Origin of the sequence: Streptomyces sp. NPDC005898 (assembly GCF_040629635.1) — a bacterium.
Lineage (GTDB): Bacteria > Actinomycetota > Actinomycetes > Streptomycetales > Streptomycetaceae > Streptomyces.
Genome location: NZ_JBEXWC010000012.1, coordinates 188,980 through 211,259, shown reverse-complemented (window position 1 = coordinate 211,259; position 22,280 = coordinate 188,980). Strand labels below are relative to the sequence as shown.

Below are 22,280 nucleotides of genomic sequence, written 5' to 3'. Positions count from 1 at the left end.
CTCCCCTCGTCCGCGCGATCCGACCCACTCGCTGCCCGAGGGGCCTTTGCGGGCTGGGGCTCACAGCCACCGCATGGCGGCCTCGACGCTGTCGTCGATGCCCGCGTTGAACGCGATGGCTGCCCCCGGCGCGTGCTGCCGGACCAGGTTCACGACCTGCTCGAAGAACGTCAGCAGAGGTTCGGGCTTGCGTATCCCGCCCCCGATGACGACGACGTCCCAGTCGCGTTCGGCCAGCGCCGCGACCACCGTGGCCTCGGCTGACCCGTCCGGCGCGATCAGCGCCATCGACACCTCGACACCATGTTCGCCGAAACGGGCCAGTTCCTTGTCCAGGACCGCGCGCATGGCGTCCCCGTCCATACCGGGCACTGCGTGCGGGTCGAAACCGAGAATGAGAGCAGAAGGCATGCTCTGCATGACGATCAACTCCCTGTGCCGGTTCCCGTCACTGGGAGCAGCGACCCGGGTGGCGACGGCACCGGAGACGCCGGGCCTTGCCCCCGTCGGCGACGCCCGCACAAGGACCCCGGATGCCGGAGCGGCCTCCTACCCCTTCAACTGCGCTACGGCAGCGATTCGTGGGGAGATGGCCCGCACGGCACGTGTACGCGCGTAGGGCTTCAGACGGAGCCGCATGGTCTCGAAGTGCTCGTCCCCTCGGGCAGAGGAAATGTGTTCGTAGTCGTCCAGGAACCTTCTCCACGACTCGCACGCAGCATCGACATGTCCGTACTGCAGTTGGCGTTGGGCAAGCACAGCGTTGAAATGCACCCGGCCCTGCCGTTCGCTTCTCGGCTGCACCTTCAGTGCCTGTTGCAACGCGCTGATCGAGCCCGGGAGGTCCTTCCCTTCGTAGAGCACATGGGAGACGTGGAACGCATAGGCGGATTGGTCGTAACCTCCGACGGCTTCACGACGGTTGTCGGCTTTCATCAGCGATACCTCTGTCTCCGCCAGCAAGCGCCTTGCCCGTCTGTGGTCGCCGACCATGGACGTGGCATGTGCTTGCTGTCCCGTCAGAAAGGCGCTAAGCCGAGGACCGCCCTTCGGGGCGGCCTCTGCCGCCGAGTCCGCAAGCTGCAAGGCCCGTGCACCGTATCCAAGGTTGGATGCCTGGAGGCTCATGCCCCGCAATGTTCGGCAGTACGTCACGTGATCATCCGCGTAGCCGGCGAGTTCCAGCGCCCTTGTGTAGTACTCCTGGGCGGTACGGTGGTCCCGCTCGTACATGGCCATCCAGCCGGTCAGGTAGGTCAGGTCAGAGGCCGCCGCGTACATATCTTTTCTGACAGCCGCAGAAGCCTCGGCGCGGAGCCACGGGGCCACCGTGTGGACCAGAAAGGCGGCGGCCATGGGGCGGGCGTGGGCCCCTCCCAGCTCGTCCAGGATATCCGCGATCTTCTCCGTCATCCTGCGTACTGACTCGACTTGCCCTGACCCGATCCGAACCGTGGCCTTGCCGGGAGCCACTGGGACAGCTTCAGCGGCCCGCGCCGCGTCGGCGAACAAGGGCACGGTCAGTGCTGCTGAGAACAGACCGCCCGCGGCGATGACACCACGACGAGTGGGGTCCATGTCGGCCCTCCCTAGGTCGACTAGTTCTTCCACCGTGTCGATGCCCGGCGGGGCCTGGTCAGACGGTGCGACCGGTAGCCCTGCCTCGGCATGCGTCACGGTGCGATGCAGCTTTCGAGAGAACGCCTCAAGGATCACGCGCCTGACCGGAACCTTTGGGACCGTGCCGCTGATCCAGTGGGAGACCGCGGACTGGTCGTAGTGGAGCGCCAATCCGGCCTCGGCCCCCAACCGGTTGACGATGATCGCGAACTGGGACCGGCTCCATTTGGCCTGTTCAAGCAGTCGCGCCAGATCAGTGTTCGGCGTGCGTGTGCGTGGCGCCATGCCCTCAACTCCTGCCAGGCAGTCCGGCGTTCATGGCTTTCATACTTCGGCACTGCTTCCAAGGTACCCCTCAGCGTGTTCACACGGTTGCGTAGAGGCAGGAGCGATCACCAGTGAACGGAACCGGGCCGTGGACGTGGACGGTGCTCTCCGCGGTTGCCGTGCTCGGTACCGGGGCCCCCACCAAGAGAGGCAATCCAGATGGCACATGCCGGCATTGATCCCGCTTCCCCGCCCCGCAGGCGCATCGAGGCCGTGGTCCTGGTCCGCAACGGATACGGGGACGTACTGATGGTCAAGCCCCGGTACAAGCAGGCAGACGACGAGCGGGGGTGGCAGCTCCCCGGTGGCGGTGTGCTTTCTGGGGAGACCGTTGCCGCTGCCGCCGTGCGGGCGCTGCATGAGGGGACCGGTATCAAACGGCACGTCACGCACGCGCTGATGATCGACCAGGTGCCTGCGGGTGAGGACGGCACGAGTGCTGAGGAATACAACGTCGTCGTGGACGGCGGAACACTCACCGCGGAAGAAGCTGCCGCAGTAGCGCTGCCGGAATCGGCGCGTTCCGAGTTGTCGGACGTGCGATGGGTGGCCGCCGCCGACTTGGACAGCGTGGCGTGTCCCTACCAGGTGAAGCGGGTTCGGGCCGCGGCGCGCGCCTTCTCCTTCGGGATGCGGTTGCCGCTGTATCAGCTGGGCGAGCCGACGGTCGCGTCCTGACCGGTTGGGCGCGCAGCACTCCCGCCCTGGCCGGACGAGCCGCAGGCAGACCATCGCCCGGCGGGTCGGCTCATCCGCCTCGCCGCTCGGGGCATCCGGGCCGCTCGGCACATTGTGCAACCGGCCGACCCGTGAAACCGGCGGGGAAGTGGCCGCTTCCCCGCCGGACCGCGCACCAGAGGACCCACCGATACAGACAGGGGATCGCTCATGACAGCCACGACGCTGCTCAAGTTCGCATGGCTGGAGGTGACAGGGGTTTGCAACGAAGTCTGCACCCACTGTTACGCCGACTCGTCACCGCAGGGCAGCCACGGCACGATGACCGTGAAGGACTGGGTGAACGTGCTGGACCAGCTCGCCGACATGGAGGCGTTGGACGTTCAGTTCATCGGGGGCGAGCCGACGTTGTACCCCCACCTGCCCGAGTTGATCGAGCACGCACATGGACTCGGACTCGGCATCGAGGTGTTCTCGAACCTGACGCACGTCCGCGAGCCCTTGTGGGACACCTTCAAGCGCTGCGGGGTCACGCTCGCCACGTCGTACTACTCGGACAGCGCGCAGGAACACGATCAGGTGACGCAGCTCAAGGGATCGCACAAGAAGACACGCGCCAACGTCGTGAGAGCGCTGGAACTCGGCATCCCCCTGCGCGGCGGAGTCGTCGCCGTGCGTGCGGGGCAGCGCGCACAGGAAGCGGCTCGGGACCTCACGGTGCTCGGTGTCGAAACGGTGGGTGGAGACAGGGCCCGCGCGTTCGGACGGGCCAGTCTTGGCGCTGCCCCCACCGTCGGGGACCTGTGCGGGCACTGTGCGCATGAAAAGTGCGCCATCGGCCCTACGGGTGACGTCTGGCCCTGTGTGCTCGGACGCTTCCTCAGCCTTGGCAACGTCAAGGCGGCGCCGCTCGCCGAAGTGTGGGGCGGCTCGCAGATGGCCGCGGTGGCCGCCGATATCGCGGCGGTGCACGGTCCCGGAGCACGGGCGTGCACACCGCCGCAGTTCCTCCCGATGTGCGGTCCCTGCCAACCCTGCGTTCCCTCGGTGGGTTTCTGTGACCCGAGGGAGGCGGGAAGTGCGCCGGGCGTCGCTACCATCGGCGCATCTGCTTGACCCGCATCAAGGAGAACCATGGACGACCACGGCGACGAGTACGGCGCATGGGTCGGGGACACCGTTCCGGACCCGGCGGCAGACCGCACCGACGAAGAATGGGCCGCCATCGCGCGCTACCTGCGGCACGCGGCGAATCAGCTCGGTCCGTCGTTGCCGCTGTGTCTGCCCGGGGAGCCGCAGCAGTGTGGGCGCACCGCCCGACAGCACGTCCTCGCGTGGGGAGCGGCGGTCAAGGCAGCCGCTCAGCACGTGATCGAAGAGGCGGCGCCCTCATCCGCGCACGCGGCTTTCGCGGCGGGTCCGCTCTATCACCGGAGGCGGGCCGTACTGCGCGAGCACGACAAGCACTGAGAGGGCGCTGACGGGCTCCGGGACACCGCCGCTCGGCGGGGCTTCGCGTGCCATGACCGCGGGCTACGGGTCAGTGGCCGATGGGTGGTTCCAGGCAGCCTGTTTCCTTGAAGCGGCCGTTTGCTCTGGCGCCGTAGTTGGTTTTCTGGACGTAGGCGGTGACGCAGGCGTCGTCACCGATGTAGAGGCCGATCATCGCGCCCTCGGGGGTCACGTAGTCGTCGCCCTCGTAGCGCTGGTACATCTCCCTCACCTCCAGCTCGCCGCCGAGCAGCTTGCCCGCGTGGGTCGTCTCGCGCGGCTTGTACCCGAGGCTGTCGGTGAGCGTGGCGCGCACGCTGTCCAGGTCCCACTTCCGTTGCCGCCAGAGCCGCTTCAGGACGGGTGCCATGCGGGCGGCCTCGGCCCGCGCGGTCCGCTCGTCGGCGGCGGACATGTCGCCGGGGCGCCGTGGGGCGCTGTTCTCGCCGTAGTGCGGGGCGCCGTCCGCCGCTCCGGGTTCCACGTAGGGGGAGGCGCCCGGCGCCGAGGGGGCGGCGGTGTCGCGGGGCGCGGCCGGGGCGGCGTCCGTCCGCTTCTCGTCGCGGCAGGCGGTCAGAGGCAGCGCGGCCGCCAACAGAGCTGCGGCCAGGGCGAGATGGCGTCGGTGCGTCGATGTGGTCAGCATGTGCATGACTCTGCCATGACGCACATACGCCCCGACGCCCCCGCCGTGACACGAACCCTCTGCGACGATCATCGGATGCACTCAGAGCGCCCCGCCCGGTCCACCCGCCCCCGCCCCCGGCTCCTGTTCGTCACGGACCTCGCCTACCAGGCCAAGGGCCGCCGCTACTGCGACGAGGACATCCATCTCACCGCCCGGCTCCGCGAGGCCTTCGACGTGGCCCTGTGCCACCCCCTGGACGCGGCCGCCCTGATGGAGACGTCCGCCTTCGACGCGGTCATGGTCCGCAACAGCGGGCCCGTCCTGCACTACCAGGACCGGTGGGACGACTTCACCGCCCGCGCGGCGCGCGCCGGGGCACGCGTGTACAACCAGCTCACCGGCAAGGCCGACATGGTCGGCAAGCAGTACCTCCTCGACCTCACCGCCGCCGGCCTCCCCGTCATCCCCACCGTCGACGACCCCCGGGACCTCGACCGGCTCCCGGACGCGGACACCTACGCGGTCAAGCCGAAACAGGGCGCGGACTCGATAGGCCTGGAGTTCCTGCCGAAGCGGGCGCTCGCGGCGCTGCCCCCCGGCCGCCGCGACCTGCTGATCCAGCCCCGCGTCGACTTCACGTACGAGGTGTCGTTCTACTTCGTCGACCGCGCCTTCCAGTACGCGCTCCACGCCCCCGCCCCCGGCAAGCGCTGGCACCTGGAGCGCTACGCCCCCACCCCCGCCGACCTCGCCTTCGCGCAGCGCTTCGTCGACTGGAACGCGATCGACCACGGCATCCAGCGCGTGGATGCCTGCCGCACCCCGACCGGCGAGCTGCTCCTGGTCGAACTGGAGGACCTCAACCCGTACCTGTCCCTGGACCTGCTGGACGAGGCGACGCGGGAGTCCTTCGTGGCGGCCGTCAAGGACTCGCTGCGGCGCCTGGTGAACGGGGCCGAGCGGTGAGCCCGGCCCCGTCGGCCCCCTCGGGGGCGGGCGGATCAGGTCCGCGGGCCCGACGGCGTGTGGCCGTCACCGAGCGGCACGGACGGCGTGTGGCTGTCGCCGAGGGTGACGGACGGCGTATGGCTGTCGGCGAGCGCCGGCGAGGCCGCCACGCCGGTGGCGGCGGCCGCCAGGGCGAGAGCGACGAGGAACTTCTTGCTACGGGTCATTCCAACTCCTCGGGTGGGGCGGGGACTTCCAACAGCAGGGGACCCTACTGACGAGGCGGCCGAACGTTCGCTTCCGGCGGCGGGGCGGCGTGGCACGCCCGAAAGCGCGACGCGGGCCCGGAGGGGCCCGGCACCCCGGGCATGCGTCGGCCGCGGCGGCTTCCCCTCCGCGCCGCCGCGGCCGATCGTTCCCCCGTCGGGATGTGCAGCTGTGGGGTCAGCCCTGGGGCGGGACCGGCGTGTGGCCCTCGCCCTGGGTGGTGAAGACGCCGTCCTTGGGCGGCAGGGGCGTGTGGCCCTCGCCCTGGGTGGTGACGGCCCCGTCCTTGGGCGGGGCGGGTGTGTGGCCCTCCGCCATCGTGGTGACACCGATGTTCTTGTCGATCTCGCTCATGTACGACAACTCCTTCGTCCGAGCGGGGCTTTCGGGACAGCCACGCCCGCTCGGCAACTCCCCCGAGGATCGCCGAACGGGCGTAGTGGGCCGCTCACCTTAACCGCAGGGCCCGTGCGACCCGTCTGCCCCCCGACGCGACGGATCGACTCCTTGAGAGTGGCAGCTCCTCATAAACGTTCGATGAACGCCGCCGCGAGCGGGGTCAGGCGCAGGCGGACGGCTCCAGCAGGAACCGCACCCGGTCGGCCTCCGGGGCACCCGCCTCCTCGTGGATGGCCAGGGCCTCGCGCCAGCAGGCCTGGGCCCGGTCCGACTGCCCGAGGCTGACGAGGGACTCGCCCAGCAGGGTCAGCACGTTGGCCCGCATCCACTCACCGCCGACGCAGCCGATGGCGAGCGCCTGCTCGGCGTGCTGGGCCGCCTGTGTCGCGCGCCGGTCCGCCAGGTGCACCTGGGCGACGCGGTAGTGCGTCGTGCCCTGCCACAAGCGCTGGCGGTTGGTGGCGAAGATCTGCAGGGCGTCGGTCAGCTGGTCCAGGGCGTCCGCGCGGTGGCCGGCGTCGCTGAGGGCGAGGCCGAGGGCGTACTTGGCGTTGGCCAGCCGGTAGGTGACCCCGAGGTCGCTGTAGACGGCGATGCCCTGCCGGGCCAGCTCGATCGACCTGGTGGTGCGGCCCATCGCCAGGAGCGCCCGCGACAGGTTGCACAGGGCGCTCGCCTCGCTGTGGCGGTTGCCGTCCGCGCGGAAGACCTCGATGGCGCTCCGCAGATGGACCTCGCTCACGTCGGGCCGGTTGACGCAGTTGTTGACGATGCCCTGTTCGTTCAGGGCGTTGCCGGTGGTCCAGGGGTCCTTGGACCGCGCGGCGAGCGCGGCCGCCCGCTCCAGCTGGCCGGAGGCGTCGTCGAAGCGCCCGTACTTGTTGAGCACCTGGGCGAGCGTCACCCGGGCCCGGCCCTCGGCGAGCGCGTCCCCCGCCTCGGCGGCCGCCTCGCAGGCGGCGCGCGTCGCCATCTCGTACCGGTAGGAGATGGCCCCCGACTCCGCGAGGTCCTTCGAGGCGAGCAGCAGGTCCACCGCGCGCCGCAGGCTGCCCTGGCCCAGCGAGTGCTGGACGCACGCCAGGATGCAGGACGCCTCCGTGTGCAGCCAGTCGAAGGCGCGGCCGCTGTCGGTGAAGTCGAGGCCGGCCCGGGCGGTGACCTCCAGGTGGTCCACCGTGCGGTCGCCGGGGCGCTCGATGGCGTAGACCCGGGCCGCCGACCCCAGGTAGAAGTCCAGCAGCCGCGACATCGCCGCGTCCCGCTCGCTCGGCGGCTGTTCGTCGCGTTCGGCGCACGCGCGTGCGTAAAGACGTACGAGGTCGTGGTAGCGGTAGCGGCCGGGGGCGGCCGATTCGACCAGGGAGGTGTCGACCAGGGATTCGAGGAGGTCCTCCGTCTCCTCCGGGGGCAGGTCGAGGACGGCCGCGGCGGCGGCGAGGGAGAGGTCGGGGCCGTCGGCGAGGCCGAGCAGGCGGAAGGCGCGGGCCTGGGAGGGCTCCAGCTGGCCGTAGCCGAGCTCGAAGGTGGCCTTGACGGCGAGGTCGCCCGCCTGGAGCTCGTCCAGGCGGCGCCGCTCGTCCGCGAGCTTCGCCGCGAGGGTGGAGACGGTCCAGGTGCGGCGCGCCGCGAGGCGCGAGGCGGCGATGCGGATGGCGAGCGGCAAAAAGCCGCAGGCCGCGACGACGTCGAGGGCCGCTTCCCGCTCCGAGGTGACCCGCTCCTCGCCGACGATGCGGGTGAACAGGAGCAGCGCCTCCTCGGGGGACATCACGTCGAGGTCCACCAGGTGCGCGCCGGCCAGGTCGACCATGCGGACCCGGCTGGTGACCAGGGCCGCGCAGCCCTCCATGCCGGGCAGCAGGGGACGTACCTGCGCGGCGTCGCGCGCGTTGTCCAGGAGGACCAGGACGCGGCGGCCGTCGAGGACGGAGCGGTAGAGGGCGGCGCGCTCCTCCAGGGTGTCCGGGATCGCGGAGTCGGGGGTGCCGAGGGCCCGCAGGAACGCGCCGAGGACGGTCTCCGGCTCCGCCGCCCGCGCGCCGGCGCCCTGGAGGTCGATGTAGAGCTGGCCGTCGGGGAAGTGGGCGCGGGCCACGTGCGCGACGTGGACGGCGAGGGTCGTCTTGCCGACGCCGCCGATGCCCGCGAGCGCGGAGACCGCCATCACGCGGCCCTCGGCGGCGGAGAGGATGTCGCTCAGCTCGCTCACGAAGGAGGCGCGGCCCGTGAAGTCGGGGACGGTCGCGGGCAGCTGGGCCGGGCGGACCACGGCGGCCGCCGGTTCCGGGGCGGCGGCCGAGGGCTCGGTGAGGGCCGGGTCGGCCCGGAGGATGCGCTGCTGGAGGTCCTTGAGGCCGGGGCGCGGGTCCACGCCCAGCTCGTCGGCGAGCAGCCGCCGCGTGTCCGCGTAGACCGCGAGGGCCTCGGCCTGGCGGCCGCTGCGGTAGAGGGCCAGCATCAGCAGTTCGCGCAGCCGCTCGCGCAGCGGGTGGGCGGCCGTCAGGGCCGTCAGCTCGGAGACGGCCTCCGCGTGGCAGCCGACCTCCAGGTCCATGTCGAGGCGCGATTCGATCAGTTGCAGTCGCCACTCGTCGAGGCGGGTGCGCTGGGTGTCGGCGTACGGTCCGGGCACGCCGGCGAGCGGTTCGCCGTCCCACAGGGCGAGTGCCTTGTTCACCAGGGTGCGCGCCGTGCCCAGGTCACCGACGCCGCGCGCCTTCTCGGCCGCCGCCCAGAGGTCCTCCGCCACGGCCAGGTCCAGGGCGCCGTCGGCGACCTGGAGGGCGTACCCGCCGGATTCGCTGACGAGAACTCCGGGGGGCAGCACCTTGCGCAGCCGCGACGCGTACGTACGGACCGCCGCCAGTGCCTGGGAGGGTGACTCCTCGCCCCACAGGGCGTCGATCAGCTCCGAGGCCGTGGCCGTGCGGCCGTCCCGCAGCAGGAGGGCCGCGAGGAGGGCCCGCTGCTGTGGTGAGCCGGTCGGGAGCTGCTCCGTGCCGTGCCAGGCCCGCACCGGTCCGAGCACGGTGAAGTGTGGTGCCCGGACCTCGGGGTGCCCCTCGGTCCGCCCCTCGGGGATGTTCCCCGAGGCCGGACGCCACTGCTCCGGTACTCGCGGTACATCGACCATCGCTCCCCCTGCCGCCCTGCCGTTCCCAGATCCTGCCGGTCGCGGGCCTGCCCTGCCCGCGTCGTGCCTCGTTCGGTCATGCCCTCGGCCGTGCCCGTGCGGCGCCTGTGGCGGGTCCGGGCCGTGCCTCGGTCGTGCACCCCGCCAGTTTGCCTTGTCCACGGCGGATGCGTCAGCCGTGGGAGACGGCTCTCACAGGGTCCTCGCACGGCGTCCCGCGTGACGCGGGTACCCCAAGGAGGCGTGGGCGACCCGGAACCGGGCAGCTGACGGACCGTCAGTTCGGCGCTACCGTAAGCCGCATGGAGACGATGGAGAGCGCGGACAGCGCGGCGAGCTTCCCGAGGATCATCTCGGTGGACGACCACACCGTCGAACCCCCGCACGTCTGGCGGGACCGGCTGCCGGCCAGGTACCGGGACACCGGCCCACGGGTCGTCCGCGCCCCGCTGAGGGAGATGACCTTCCTGGGCGGCAGATTCGCCCCGGTCATGGGGGAGAAGGGGGACGAGGGGCCCGTCGGGGACTGGTGGGTGTACGAGGACCTGCACCGGCCGCTCACCCGCCTCGACACGGCCGTCGGGTACGACCGGGACGAGATCAAACTGGAGGTCATCACCTACGAGCAGATGCGCCCGGGGTCCTTCAGCGTGCCCGACCGCCTCGCCGACATGGACGTCAACCACGTCCAGTCCGCCCTGTGCTTCCCCACCTTCCCGCGCTTTTGCGGGCAGACGTTCACCGAGGCCGCCGACCGCGAACTGGGGCTCCTCGGGGTGCGCGCGTACAACGACTGGATGGTCGAGGAGTGGTGCGGCCCCGAGGCCCACGGCCGCCTCATACCGCTCACCCTGATCCCCCTGTGGGACGCCGGGCTGGCCGCCGCCGAGGTGCGGCGCAACGCCGCGCGCGGGGTGCGGGCGGTCGCCTTCTCCGAGATCCCGCCGCACCTGGGGCTGCCGTCGATCCACACCGACGCGTGGGACCCCTTCCTCGCGGCGTGCGACGAGACCGGGACCGTCGTCGCCATGCACATCGGCTCCTCCAGCAGGATGCCGTCGACCTCGGCGGACGCGCCGCCGGCGGTCGGCTCCACGATCACCTTCGCCAACTGCTGCTTCTCGATGGTCGACTGGCTGCTGAGCGGCAAGTTCGAGCGCTTCCCGAACCTGCGGGTGATGTACGCGGAAGGCCAGATCGGCTGGATCCCCTACGTCCTGGAGCGCGCGGACGTGGTGTGGGAGGAGAACCGGGGGTGGGGCGGGATCGCCGACAAGGTCCACCGGCCGCCGTCCGAACTGTTCGCCGAGCACGTGTACGGATGCTTCTTCGACGACGCCTTCGGCCTGCGGAACCTGGATTCGATCGGTGTCGGGAACGTGCTCTACGAGACGGACTACCCGCACTCCGACTCCACGTGGCCGAAGTCCCGGGAGGTGGGCCAGGCCCAGATGGGCCACCTGGCTCCGGACGTGGTGGACCGCATCGTCCGGGGCAACGCGATCGAGCTGCTCGGTCTGACGCCGGCGGGGTTGTGGGCGGGGGCGTGACGCCGCCCGCCCCGGTGCGGTGTTCTGTGAACTCCTCTCGCGTATCTCAACGTCCCGTGCGGAGGGGGATACCGGAAGCTGCCGCTCACTCAGTCCCGCGCCTCACGGAAACGTTTCACCACCTCACCCGCGCCCACCGCGAGGACTCCCACCGCCGCCGCGGTGGGGACGAACTGCGGGGTGTGCCACCCGCCGTTGACGTCCGACAGGAAGACCGGGTCGAAGAGTTCCTGCCGATGCAGGATCCACGCCAGCGGCAGCGTGAAGGCCGCCTGGGCGACGGTGCTCCAGGTCGCCAGTGAACGCGTCCACACCCGCACCGCCCGGATCGCGTCGAGCACGACGAGGCCGGCGAGCCCGGCGAGGATCGGCCAGATCCAGCCGGACCACAGGCCCGCGTCGAACACGTCGAGGCGGGTGCCGTCGTCGGTCCGGTAGGGCTGCGCGGTGTGCTGCCAGACGATCAGGGCGATCAGCAGCGCGTGCCACGCCACTCCGGCGTAGGCCGCCGCCCCGCGTTTCTTCGGCAGGCGCTGCTTGGGCAGGTCGTCGGGTGTCCAGGTTCCGTCGAGCGCACCGGCCCGCTTGTCGGACCGTTCGATCAGGGCGAACACCACGGTGAGCCAGGCGACCATCTGGGTGCCGACAGAGAGCACCGTCCCGACGGCCCCGCCGATCACCTCGCCGACTCCCCGGCCGTCCAGCACGTCAAGCACCGCGTTCATGGCGGTGACCGCAGGCAGCACGGTGGACAGCAGGACCGTGAGGAGTCGTATGTACGTCGGGTATAGGCCGGGCCCGATCAGTGCGAACGGCCGGTCCGCGTACCGGGCGGCCAGCCGGATCGGGTCGCCCATCTCCGTGAGCACCTCGCGCTCGGCGGTTTCCTGGTCGGCGGGGCCACGGGCCTCGACGGTGTCGAGGATGGTGGCGCGCAGCTCGTCGGCCACGTCACCGCGCCGGCCGGCCGGGATGCGCCGGACGACCTCCTCCACGTAACGGTCGGTCAACGTGCTGGTCCCGAGCGCGTGCGACTTACTCAACGATCCCCCTTGTCAGTCGTGATATCGAGGCGCCGAGGTCCTGCCACTCGCGGAGCAGTCCGGTACGGACCCGGACGCCCTCGGGGCTGATCCGGTAGAACTTGCGCGGTCTGGACTCATTGGTGTTCCACTCGCTCATGAGCAGTCCTTGCTTCTCCAGGCGGCGCAGCAGCGGATAGAGGGTGTTGCCATCGACGGCGATCCCGGCTCCGCCGAGCGTTTCCAGGAGTGCGTAGCCGTACCGCGGCTCCTCCAGGAGGGCCAGGCAGGCCAGGACGACCGTGCCGCGACGCAGCTCCTGGGCCTGGCTGAGAATCAGTTCATCGGTGCCCACGAGGACACAATACTGTGCGGCGCACACTAATGTCTCCCCCGGTGTGTGGGCCCGTGTGCCGAAAGGCGGGCAGGGGCTCCCCGGGGCCCTTGTCTGACGAGGCGTCAGCTACGACCATGGGTCCTCCCCGGCGCGTGCCGTGCCGCCGGGGCGAGGTGGGGGTGTGGGGCCAGTGGTCGCGTACGGAATGCAGCTGCCCGTCCAGTCGCAGAGTTCCCTCTACGCCGAGGCGTGGGAGGCCGGCGCCACCCCGGGTGACCTGATCGAGATCGCCCGGACGGCGGACCGCGCCGGCTTCGCCTATGTCGCCTGCTGCGATCACGTCGCCGTGCCCCGCCGGCTCGCCGACGGCATGGGCCTGATCTGGTACGACCCCGTCGCGACCCTCGCCCACCTCGCCGCCGTCACCGAGCACGTCCGCCTGCTGAGCCACGTGGCCGTCGTGGGCCTGCGCCACCCCCTCGTCACCGCCAAGCAGTACGCGACCCTGGACCACCTCGGCGGCGGCCGCCTGATCCTCGGGGTCGGGGCGGGGCACGTGCCGGAGGAGTTCGCCGCCCTCGGCGTCGACTTCGCGCGGCGCGGGCCGCTGCTGGACGAGACGATCGACGCCCTGAGGGCCGCGCTCGGCCCGGAGCCGTATCCGGAACACCACGGCCCCCGCTACGACTTCGGCGACCTCGGCCAGCTGCCCCGCCCCGCGCAGCGCCGCGTCCCCGTGTGGGTCGGCGGCTCCTCGCCCGCCGCCGTCCGCCGCGCGGCGATCCGGGGCGACGGCTGGCTGCCGCAGGGCGACCCGCGCCCCGAGCTGCCCGCGCGGATCGCCCGGCTCCGGCGGCTGCGGGAGGAGGCGGGCATCGAGGAGCCGATCGTCGTCGGCGCGATCACCGAGCCCCTGTACGTCGGGGCACCGAGCTGGTCCGTCGGCCGCCGGACGCTCCACGGCGGGCCGGACGCCCTCGCGGAGTCGCTGCGCGCGTACGCGGCGATGGGCGTCGACCAGATCCAGGTCCGCTTCCGCAGCCGCAGTCGCGCCGAACTCACCGACCAGATGCGGGCGTTCGCCGCCGACGTGGCCCCGCACCTCGACGCGTGAGCGCACCGCCCCACCCACTCCACCGACCGAGGAGCGTTCCCATGGGCAAGCTGGACGACCGCGTGATCATCGTGACCGGCGCGGCACGCGGGCAGGGCGAGCAGGAGGCGCGGCTGTTCGCCGCCGAGGGCGCCAAGGTCGTCGTCGCCGACGTGCTCGACTCGCAGGGCGAGGCCCTCGTCAAGGAGATCGGCGCGGACGCCGGGGTGCGGGACGGGAAGGGCGGCGCGCTCTACGTCCATCTCGACGTGGGCCGCGAAGAGGACTGGCAGGCCGCCGTGGCCACCGCCAAGAACGCCTTCGGCAAGGTCGACGGGCTCGTCAACAACGCGGGCATCCTCCGCTTCAACGAACTCCTCGCCACGCCCCTGGCGGAGTTCCAGCAGATCATCCAGGTCAACCAGATCGGCTGCTTCCTCGGCATCCGCACCGTCGCCCCCGAGATCGCGGACGCCGGCGGCGGCACCATCGTGAACACCGCGTCCTACGCGGCGCTCACCGGCATGGCGTACGTCGGCGCGTACGCCGCCACCAAGCACGCCGTCCTCGGGCTGACCCGGGTCGCCGCGCTGGAGCTGGCCTCGCGCAGGATCCGCGTCAACGCCGTCTGCCCGGGGGCGGTCGACACGGCCATGACCAACCCCGCCCAGCTCGATCCGGGCGCCGACCCCGAGGCAGCGAGGGGCGCGGTCGCCGAGCTGTACCGGAAGCTGGTGCCGATGGGGCGGATCGGCACGCCCCAGGAGATCGCGGCCCTCGCGCTCTTCCTCACCGGCGAGGACTCCTCGTACATCACCGGCCAGCCCTTCGTCGTCGACGGCGGCTGGCTGGCGGGCGTCAGCGTCCTCTGAGCCGCGAGGGTCCCGCCCAGTAGGTGACGGCCCGTCAGGTCTTGACGGTCCGAGGGGTGGGTGGAACAGTCGACGCATCCTGAACTGACGGGGCGTCAGAAAGCGTTGCCGCCGCGACCGCCAGACCTCACGAGGACGGTGAACCTCCTTGGAATTCGGTCTCTTTGTACAGGGATACGTGCCCGCCGCGCGGGCCAGGGTCGACCCCGAAGCGGAGCACAAGGCGCTCATCGAGGAGACCGAGTACGTCATCGAGGCCGACAAGGCCGGCTTCAAGTACGCCTGGGCCTCCGAACACCACTTCCTGGAGGAGTACTCCCACCTCTCCGCCAACGACGTCTACCTCGGCTACCTCGCCCACGCCACCGACCGCATCCACCTCGGATCGGGCATCTTCAACCCGCTCGCGCCCGTCAACCACCCCGTGAAGGTCGCCGAGAAGGTCGCCATGCTCGACCACCTCTCCGAGGGGCGCTTCGAGTTCGGCACCGGACGCGGCGCCGGCTCGCACGAGATCCTCGGGTTCATGCCGGGCATCACCGACATGAACCACACCAAGGAGATCTGGGAAGAGACCATCGCCGAGTTCCCCAAGATGTGGCTCCAGGACGAGTACGCCGGCTTCCGGGGCAAGCACTGGTCGCTGCCGCCCCGCAAGATCCTGCCCAAGCCGTACGGGAAGTCGCACCCCGCCATGTGGTACGCCGCCGGGTCCCCCTCCTCGTACGCGATGGCGGGGAGGAAGGGCCTCGGCGTGCTCGGCTTCAGTGTGCAGAAGGTCTCCGACATGGAGTGGGTCGTGGAGTCCTACAAGAACGCCGTCAAGGACGCCGAGGCGGTCGGGGACTTCGTCAACGACAACGTCATGGTGACCTCCACGGCCATCTGCGCCGAGACGCACGCCAAGGCCGTCGAGATCGCCGTCGGCGGCGGGCTCAACTACCTCCAGTCGCTGCTCTTCCGCTACCACGACACGTTCCCCCGGCCCGAGGGCATCCCCCGGTGGCCCGAGCTGCTGCCCGCCTACAGCGAGGAGATCATCGAGCTGCTCATCGCCGAGGAGCTGATGATCTGCGGCGACCCGGACGAGGTCTTCCGGCAGTGCAAGCGGTGGGAGCAGGCCGGGGCCGATCAGCTCAGCTTCGGGCTTCCCATCGGGGTCTCGCCCGAGGACACGAAGAGCACGATCCGGCTGATCGGGGAGCATGTCATTCCCAAGATCGACACGGATCCCGTGCATCGGACCTCCCGGTTCCGGGCGGCGGCTTCTTCCTGAGGACGCCCTTCAGCCGCCCCGGCCTCCTCTCCCGGACGGAGGCCGGGGCCCTGCCGGGCCTGGGCGGGGGCTCTTGTCGCCGACGCGGGGCTGCGCCCCGGACCCCCCCATCGCCCTTCGGGCTCGTCCTCAAACGCCGGACGGGCTGGAATTCCGCCGGTCCGGGCTCTCGACCCGCTCGCGCCGGGTGTGCGTTGACCATTCCGCTCTCCGGAAGGGGACGTTCCGTCATGCTCGACCACCTCATCAAGGGGGCCACCGTCGTGGACGGGACCGGCGCCCCCGCCTTCGCCGGCGACGTCGGTATCCGGGACGGCCGCATCGCCGTCATCACCGCACCCGGCACCGGCACCGAGCCGGCCGTGACGAGCGAGGACGCCCGGGGGCGGGTGCTCGCGCCGGGGTTCGTCGATCCGCACACGCACTATGACGCCCAGCTGTTCTGGGACCCGTACGCGACGCCGTCCCTCAACCACGGCGTGACGACCGTCGCCGGCGGCAACTGCGGGTTCACGCTCGCGCCGCTGCATCCCGCGCGGCCCGAGGACGCCGACTACACGCGGCGGATGATGGCGAAGGTCGAGGGCATGTCGCTGGTCGCGCTGGAGGAGGGCGCGCCCTGGACGTGGAGTTCCTTCGGGGAGTACCTGGACGCCCTGGAGGGGCGGATCGCCGTCAACGCCGGATTCATGGTGGGGCACTGCGCCCTGCGGCGGTACGTGATGGGCGCGGACGCCGTCGGCGGGCAGCCGACCCCCGACCAGCTGCGGCAGATGCTCGACCTCCTCCACGACGCGATGGACGCCGGCGCCTGGGGCCTTTCCACCACGCAGTCCGCCACCCACTCCGACGGCGACGGGCGGCCCGTGGCGTCCCGGTACGCGCGGCCCGCCGAGCTGCTCGCCCTGTCCCGGGCCGTCGCCGAGCACGAGGGCACGCAGCTGGAGGCGATCGTCGCCGGGTGCCTGGACCAGTTCGGGGACGACGAGATCGACCTGCTGGTGGAGATGAGCGTCGCCGCCGGGCGGCCCCTGAACTGGAACGTCCTCACCATCGACGCCGCCGTCCCCGAACGCGTGCCCCGCCAGCTCGTGCCGAGCGAGCGCGCCCGCCGGGCCGGCGGCCGCGTCGTCGCCCTCACCATGCCGATCCTCACCCCGATGAACATGTCGCTCGGCACGTTCTGCGCCCTCAACCTCATCCCCGGCTGGGGCGACGTCCTCGCTCTGCCCGTGCCCGAGCGGATCGCGCGGCTCCGCGACCCCGGGGTGCGCGCCGGGATGCTGCGGCGCGCGGACAGCAAGGAGGCCGGCGTCTTCCGGCGCCTGGCCCGCTTCGACCGGTACGTCATCGGCGACACGTACTCCCCGGCGAACGACGGCCTCACCGGGCGGGTCGTCGCCGACATCGCCGCCGAACGCGGCCAGGAACCCTTCGAGTGCATCGTGGAGATCTGCGCCCACGACGACCTGCGTACGGTGCTGTGGCCGATGCCCGCCGACAACGACCCCGACTCCTGGGCCCTGCGCGCCCGGACCTGGGAGCACGAGGACGTCCTGCTGGGCGGCTCGGACGCCGGGGCGCACCTGGACCGCATGTGCGGGGCGCCGTACACGACCCGGTTCCTCGGGGACTGCCTGCGCGGGCGCGAGCTGGTCGGGCTCGAACAGGCCGTGAAGATGCTCACCGACGATCCCGCGCGGCTCCTCGGACTGCGCGAGCGCGGCCGGATCGCCGAGGGCCACCACGCCGACCTGGTCCTCTTCGACCCCGAGCGGATCGACGCGGGGAAGGCCACCCTCGTCCACGACCTGCCCGGCGAAAGCCCCCGCCTGGACTCCCGGGCGATCGGCGTCGACGCGGTGTGGGTCAACGGCGTCGAGGTCATCCGCGAGGACGCCGTCACCGGCGCCGTGCCCGGCAGGGTGCTGCGCTCCGGGCGGGACACCAGGACGGTGAGCACCAAGTGAGCGACGCGCAGCGTTTGTTCGTCGGCGGTGAGTGGGTGGAGCCCGACGGCGGGCACTACGAGGTGATCGACCCGGCGACCGGGGAGGTCGTCGGCCTCGCGCCCGAGGCGAGCCGCGCGCAGGCCGAGGACGCCGCCTCGGCGGCCCGTGCCACCTTCGCGGGCTGGTCCCGCACGCCGCCGCGGGAGCGGGCCGCCGTCCTGTCCCGCGCGGCCGCCATCATCCGGCGCGACCTCGTCCCGTACGCGGATCTCGCCCGGGCCGAGACCGGCGCGACGACCGCCACCGCCCGGGGCATGCAGGTCGCGGTGGCGGCGGCCCGCTTCGAGCGGTACGCGAAAGGCGCCCTGGAGCCGGTGGAGAGCGGACTTCCGCCACAGCTCAGCGAGGCGGGGCCGATGGGGAGGGCCGGGGTGACGGGCGCGGTCGCGGTGCGGCGGCCCGTCGGGGTCGTCACCTGCGTCACGTCGTACAACAACCCCTGGGCGAACCCGGCGGGCAAGGTCGCGCCCGCGCTCGCCATGGGCAACACCGTCGTGGTCAAGCCGGCCCCGCAGGACCCCCTGTCCGTCTTCCGGATGGCGGCCGCGCTGGCGGAGGCAGGGGTCCCGCCGGGGGTCGTCAACGTCGTCTGCGGCACGGACGCGGCCGTCGGCGAGGCCGCCGTCGGCTCCCCCCACGTCGACATGGTCAGCTTCACCGGGTCGACGGCCGTCGGGCAGCGCATCGGGGAGGTGTGCGGGCGGCACATGAAACGGCAGCTGATGGAGCTGGGCGGCAAGGGCGCGGCGATCGTCTTCGCCGACGCCGACCTGACGGCGGCGGTCGCCGGGATCGGCACCACCTTCTCCTTCTACAGCGGCCAGATCTGCACCGCGCCCACCCGCGTCCTGGCCGAGCGCGGGGTGTACGAGCGGCTGGTGGAGATGCTGGCCGGATACGCCGGCCGCCTGAAGGTCGGGGACCCGCGCGCGCCGGACACGGTCGTCGGGCCCGTCATCTCCGCCGCGCACCGCGACCGGATCGAGTCGTACGTGCGGATCGGCCGCGAGGAGGGCGCCCGGGTCGTCACGGGCGGCGAACGCCCCGCCGGGCCCGGCCTCGGCAAGGGCTTCTACGTGGCGCCCACGCTGCTCGCCGACTGCACGCCGGACATGCGGGTCGTCCGGGAGGAGATCTTCGGCCCGGTCGTCGTGGTCGTCCCCTTCGAGGGGGCCACCCCGCAGGCCGCCGAGGAGGCGGCCCTCGCCCTCGCCGACGACAGCGACTACGGGCTCATCGACTACGTCTGGTCCGGCGACGTGGCCCGCGCCTTCCGTGTCGCGGGCCGCCTGCGGGCGGGCGGCGTCGGGGTCAACACGGTCGCCCGCAACATGGAGGCACCGTTCGGCGGCTTCAAGAAGAGCGGCGTGGGCCGCGACGTCGGCTCGTACGCGCTGCACGCCTACAGCGAGCTCCAGTCGATCGTCTGGCCCGGCTGAGCACCGCCCCGACAGAGCCCCCGGCCGGCGGCCCTGTCAGGGTCCCGGGGCCGGTCAGGAGCGGCCCAGGAAGATCGGGTTCGTGAAGGCCGTCAGCGGGCCCGGCAGGTTCGGGGCCGTCGCCGGATGGCGGACCTCCGCCCGGACGTACGCCGCGTACGACGGGGTCGTGCGCCACTCCACCGTGCCCGTACCGGACTCCGGCAGCGGGGCGCTGGTGTGCAGGACGCCCTGGTCGGTGACGATGCGGACCGTGCCGCCCGGGGCGCCCTTGACGTCCAGGCGGACCGTGACGGGGGTGTCGCGGTCGACGGCGAGGCGGCCGCCGATGCCCGCGTGCGCGCCCCGGCCGCCCGCCGCCGAGAACGCCAGCTCCACCGCCTTCGACTCGGCCACGTAGGAACGGCCCCTGCGCAGGCCCTCCTGGATGGCCGCGCGGGTCAGGTCGTCGGCCAGGACGACCGTCTGCGGGCCGCCGATCCGGTCCGGGTCGCGGTGCGCGTCGCTGTTGCCCATCGCCGGGATCCACGGCCGGCCACCGCGCACGGAGGCGACGAGCATGCTGTCCCAGTCGGCCAGGGACACCTCGTCGTCCGGGGTGTACGCGCCGTTCCACACCTCCACGGCGTCCGCCTCGCCGAAGCCGAACTTCCAGTTGCAGCCGACGCAGGTGGCGTGCGGGTGGGCGGGCACGACGAGGCCGCCCGCGTCCCGTACCTTCCGCGCGTACCTGCCGAAGCGGTTGTCGCGGGCGCGGTAGCGCCAGTCGATGAACGTGCCCGGGTCCGTGCCGAGGGCGACCACGTGGCCGTTGCGGGTGGTGACCTCCTCGCCGAGCATGATCAGCAGGTCGTCCCCGGCGTGCTCGGCCCAGTGGGCGTGCGCGGAGTGGGTGTTGTGCTCCGAGCTGTTGATGAAGTCGAGACCGGCGGCGCGGGCGAGCGCGGCGATCTCGGCGGGGGTGCGGCGGCCGTCGGAGTGCACGGAGTGCAGATGGCAGTCGCCCCGGTACCAGGCGCGGCCACGCCCCTTGGCGCGCTCGGGCGGATAGCCGGGCCTCGGGGTCCTGCCGGGCGCCCCGTAGGTGAGGGTGATCGTCACCTCGTAGGGGAGGCCCTCGGGGGCGACCGTGTACGGGCCGAGGGCGATGTGCCAGGTGCCGGGGCGGATGCGGCCCGGGATGTAGCCGGGCGTCGCGTCGTCGGCGCGCAGGAAGAACTCGGTGCGGGCGCCGCCGGACCAGCCCCGGAAGCCCTCGCCGCCGAGGCCGGTGCCGCGCTCGTCGAAGACGCCGATGTCCAGGGCGTTGCCCTGCGTCCCGGCGGGGACGGGCGGCTTCTGGTAGCTGTAGGCGACGCGCAGCTCGGCGACCCCGGCGGGGATCTCGACCGGCAGGTACACGAAGTCCGGCGCCCCGACGGGCAGTGTGCCGCGCACCGTGCGCGTCTCCGTGCTCCCCGGCGCCCGGCCCGCCACCCCGCCGGCGGCCCCGCGCTCGGCGCCGCTCGCGAAACCCACGCCGTTCAGCGTGAGAGCGGCGGCGGCTCCCGTCACGAACAGTGCGCGCCTGTTCGGTCCCTCGTGCACGACGTCCTCGCACATGCGGCGGCTCCCCGGGGTGTCGATGGTGACGTGAGTGGTGCGGGCAACCCTGGTATTGAGCCGTGAACTGCGCGGCAAGGGAAGGAGATTGACGTATTTCCACCCGGTGGCCACGAAAGGTTCCGCCCACCGGCACCCTCTCCGGGACAGCGGCCCCGTCCCTCCCTGGGCCCCCGGCGGCCTTCACCCGGTGGCGCCCGCTGCCAACAGCAGTGCCTCCGTCTCCGGGTGCGGGCCGAGCCGGGCCCAGTGCAGCGGGGTGTGGCCCGTGCCGTGGTCCTCGCGGAGGGCGGGGTCGGCGCCGTGGGCGAGGAGTTCGCGTACGGCGTCGGCGTGGCCCCAGCAGGCGGCGCCGCACAGCGGGGTGCCCTCGCCGCCGTGGCCGCTCTCGGCGTCGGGTTCCGCGCCCGCCCGCAGCAGCAGCCGCACGGCTTCCGCCTCGCCGTGCACCGAGGCCGCGTACAGGGGCAGCGTGCCCTCGGCGTTCGGCAGGCGCGGGTCGACCCCGGTGCGCAGGAGGGCGGCCACGGCTCCGGTGTCGCCGAGCAGCGCGGCGTACACCAGGCGGTGGGTCAGCTTCTTCTGGCGGCGTCGGTTCACCGGCGCCACGGTAATGAGGGCGCGGCCATGGACCAACCGACTTTCCGGGGATAGGAAGTGCCGAGGAAGCACCGACCCCCGGAGGCACCCGTGCGCATCTCCGCGACGCTGTACATGACCGACGCCACCATCGGCCCGGTGCGCCTGGCCCGGGAACTGGAGGGCCGCGGATTCCACGGCCTGTACCTCCCCGAGCACACCCACCTCCCCGTCCCCCGCGAAACCCCCTGTCCGGGCGGCGAGCTGCCGCCCGAGTGCGCCCGCATGCTCAGCCCCTTCCTCGCCCTCGCCCAGGCCGCCGCCGTCACCCGGCGGCTCACGCTCGGCACGAACATCGCCCTGGTCGCCCAGCACGACCCCATCGACCTCGCCAAGCAGGTGGCGACCCTCGACCACCTCTGCGCGGGCCGCCTCACCCTCGGCATCGGCTACGGCTGGAACCGCGAGGAGGCCGAGGACCACGGGGTCCAGTGGCCGAGGCGGCGGGCCGTCGTACGCGACCGCATGGCGCTCATGCGGGCGCTCTGGGCGGACCAGCCGACCCCGTACGAGGGGGAGTTCGGCTCCGTGCGGCCCAGCGAGGCCCACCCCAAGCCCCGCCGGGCGCCCCGCAAACGGCCGGGGAAGGGGCCGCTGTACGGGCCGCGCACCCTCATCGGCGGCGCCGCGGGCCCCGGGCTCTTCGCGCACATCGCGGAGTACGCCGACGGCTGGATGCCCGTCGGCGGCTCCGGGCTGGGCCGGGCGCTGCCCGTCCTGCGCGCGGTGTGGGCGGACGCGGGACGCGAGCCGGACGACCTGTACGTGGCGCTGACCGGCGTCGCCCCCGACGCGGGCAAGCTCGCGCACTGGGCCGAGCTGGGGGTGGACGAGGTGATCGTGCAGCTGCCCGCGGCCGGCGAGGCGGAGGTGTGCGCGGCGCTCGACGCGGCGCGGCGCCACGTGCGTCCGTGACGGCGCTGGGGTGATCGGAAGTATCTGCA

Annotated in this window: 21 protein-coding genes; 11 read left to right on the top strand and 10 right to left on the bottom strand. The window is 72.2% G+C overall.

Annotation, left to right across the window (positions count from 1 at the left end; all coding sequences use genetic code 11):
• Positions 1 to 60: 60 nt before the first annotated feature.
• A complete protein-coding gene (locus ABZ385_RS18810) occupies positions 61 to 411 on the bottom strand; it encodes a hypothetical protein (protein WP_358580431.1) in 351 nt (116 codons plus the stop codon).
• A gap of 138 nt (positions 412 to 549) precedes the next feature.
• Positions 550 to 1,905 carry a hypothetical protein gene (locus ABZ385_RS18805; RefSeq protein WP_358912250.1) on the bottom strand — a complete coding sequence of 452 codons (1,356 nt, stop codon included), beginning with the start codon at positions 1,903 to 1,905 and terminating at the stop codon, positions 550 to 552.
• A gap of 201 nt (positions 1,906 to 2,106) precedes the next feature.
• Here ABZ385_RS18805 and ABZ385_RS18800 point away from each other — a divergent pair, with 201 nt between their 5' ends.
• The 3 genes from ABZ385_RS18800 (at position 2,107) to ABZ385_RS18790 (ending at position 4,095) form a co-directional block, all read left to right on the top strand.
• Positions 2,107 to 2,625, top strand: coding sequence for an NUDIX hydrolase (locus tag ABZ385_RS18800; protein ID WP_358698977.1), 519 nt, complete (start codon positions 2,107 to 2,109; stop codon positions 2,623 to 2,625).
• A gap of 210 nt (positions 2,626 to 2,835) precedes the next feature.
• Positions 2,836 to 3,741: a radical SAM protein gene (locus tag ABZ385_RS18795; protein WP_358698976.1), complete on the top strand. Its 906-nt coding sequence runs from the start codon at positions 2,836 to 2,838 to the stop codon at positions 3,739 to 3,741.
• Between the two features lie 18 nt (positions 3,742 to 3,759).
• Entirely contained in the window at positions 3,760 to 4,095 is a 336-nt protein-coding gene (locus ABZ385_RS18790) for a hypothetical protein (RefSeq protein WP_358580325.1), read from the top strand.
• Positions 4,096 to 4,165: 70 nt separating this feature from the next.
• Here the strand turns inward: ABZ385_RS18790 and ABZ385_RS18785 are convergent, their stop codons facing one another.
• On the bottom strand, positions 4,166 to 4,762 hold the full coding sequence (locus tag ABZ385_RS18785; RefSeq protein WP_358912248.1) for a hypothetical protein: 597 nt from the start codon (positions 4,760 to 4,762) through the stop codon (positions 4,166 to 4,168).
• 75 nt (positions 4,763 to 4,837) lie between these two features.
• On the opposite strand from ABZ385_RS18785, the gene ABZ385_RS18780 reads away from it, so the two are divergent.
• Complete coding sequence (locus tag ABZ385_RS18780) at positions 4,838 to 5,710, top strand: hypothetical protein (RefSeq protein WP_358697987.1); 873 nt, start codon at positions 4,838 to 4,840, stop codon at positions 5,708 to 5,710.
• Between the two features lie 35 nt (positions 5,711 to 5,745).
• On the opposite strand, the gene ABZ385_RS18775 is transcribed toward ABZ385_RS18780, so the two are convergent.
• From ABZ385_RS18775 to ABZ385_RS18765, 3 genes are all read right to left on the bottom strand, one after another.
• Entirely contained in the window at positions 5,746 to 5,919 is a 174-nt protein-coding gene (locus ABZ385_RS18775; RefSeq protein ID WP_358580318.1) for a hypothetical protein, read from the bottom strand.
• A gap of 217 nt (positions 5,920 to 6,136) precedes the next feature.
• Positions 6,137 to 6,313: a sigma-like protein gene (locus tag ABZ385_RS18770; protein WP_358580316.1), complete on the bottom strand. Its 177-nt coding sequence runs from the start codon at positions 6,311 to 6,313 to the stop codon at positions 6,137 to 6,139.
• Between the two features lie 205 nt (positions 6,314 to 6,518).
• The gene (locus ABZ385_RS18765; protein WP_358912246.1) at positions 6,519 to 9,494 is read right to left on the bottom strand and encodes a BTAD domain-containing putative transcriptional regulator; all 2,976 of its coding nucleotides are present in this window, start codon (positions 9,492 to 9,494) and stop codon (positions 6,519 to 6,521) included.
• 302 nt (positions 9,495 to 9,796) lie between these two features.
• Here ABZ385_RS18765 and ABZ385_RS18760 point away from each other — a divergent pair, with 302 nt between their 5' ends.
• The gene (locus ABZ385_RS18760) at positions 9,797 to 11,044 is read left to right on the top strand and encodes an amidohydrolase family protein (RefSeq protein ID WP_358912244.1); all 1,248 of its coding nucleotides are present in this window, start codon (positions 9,797 to 9,799) and stop codon (positions 11,042 to 11,044) included.
• 89 nt (positions 11,045 to 11,133) lie between these two features.
• Here ABZ385_RS18760 and ABZ385_RS18755 read toward each other — a convergent pair whose 3' ends face one another.
• Complete coding sequence (locus ABZ385_RS18755) at positions 11,134 to 12,087, bottom strand: hypothetical protein (RefSeq protein ID WP_358912243.1); 954 nt, start codon at positions 12,085 to 12,087, stop codon at positions 11,134 to 11,136.
• A complete protein-coding gene (locus ABZ385_RS18750; RefSeq protein WP_358912241.1) occupies positions 12,080 to 12,421 on the bottom strand; it encodes a PadR family transcriptional regulator in 342 nt (113 codons plus the stop codon). Before ABZ385_RS18750 ends, ABZ385_RS18755 begins: the two co-directional genes overlap by 8 nt.
• 187 nt (positions 12,422 to 12,608) lie before the next feature.
• Between ABZ385_RS18750 and ABZ385_RS18745 the strand changes: the two genes are divergently transcribed.
• The 5 genes from ABZ385_RS18745 to ABZ385_RS18725 all read left to right on the top strand — a co-directional run bounded on the left by ABZ385_RS18745 (position 12,609) and on the right by ABZ385_RS18725 (position 19,095).
• A complete protein-coding gene (locus ABZ385_RS18745; protein ID WP_358912259.1) occupies positions 12,609 to 13,517 on the top strand; it encodes a TIGR03619 family F420-dependent LLM class oxidoreductase in 909 nt (302 codons plus the stop codon).
• A gap of 41 nt (positions 13,518 to 13,558) precedes the next feature.
• The gene (locus ABZ385_RS18740) at positions 13,559 to 14,368 is read left to right on the top strand and encodes a glucose 1-dehydrogenase (RefSeq protein WP_358588326.1); all 810 of its coding nucleotides are present in this window, start codon (positions 13,559 to 13,561) and stop codon (positions 14,366 to 14,368) included.
• A 148-nt stretch (positions 14,369 to 14,516) separates the two neighbouring features.
• Positions 14,517 to 15,644: an LLM class flavin-dependent oxidoreductase gene (locus ABZ385_RS18735; RefSeq protein WP_358699529.1), complete on the top strand. Its 1,128-nt coding sequence runs from the start codon at positions 14,517 to 14,519 to the stop codon at positions 15,642 to 15,644.
• Positions 15,645 to 15,874: 230 nt separating this feature from the next.
• Entirely contained in the window at positions 15,875 to 17,614 is a 1,740-nt protein-coding gene (locus tag ABZ385_RS18730) for a D-aminoacylase (protein WP_358699530.1), read from the top strand.
• A complete protein-coding gene (locus tag ABZ385_RS18725; protein WP_358588320.1) occupies positions 17,611 to 19,095 on the top strand; it encodes an aldehyde dehydrogenase family protein in 1,485 nt (494 codons plus the stop codon). Before ABZ385_RS18730 ends, ABZ385_RS18725 begins: the two co-directional genes overlap by 4 nt.
• Positions 19,096 to 19,149: 54 nt before the next feature.
• Here ABZ385_RS18725 and ABZ385_RS18720 read toward each other — a convergent pair whose 3' ends face one another.
• Complete coding sequence (locus ABZ385_RS18720) at positions 19,150 to 20,697, bottom strand: CehA/McbA family metallohydrolase (protein WP_358912239.1); 1,548 nt, start codon at positions 20,695 to 20,697, stop codon at positions 19,150 to 19,152.
• Positions 20,698 to 20,880: 183 nt separating this feature from the next.
• Entirely contained in the window at positions 20,881 to 21,297 is a 417-nt protein-coding gene (locus ABZ385_RS18715; RefSeq protein ID WP_358588316.1) for an ankyrin repeat domain-containing protein, read from the bottom strand.
• A 90-nt stretch (positions 21,298 to 21,387) separates the two neighbouring features.
• Between ABZ385_RS18715 and ABZ385_RS18710 the strand changes: the two genes are divergently transcribed.
• Positions 21,388 to 22,251, top strand: coding sequence for a TIGR03619 family F420-dependent LLM class oxidoreductase (locus tag ABZ385_RS18710; protein WP_358588314.1), 864 nt, complete (start codon positions 21,388 to 21,390; stop codon positions 22,249 to 22,251).
• Positions 22,252 to 22,280: the final 29 nt, after the last annotated feature.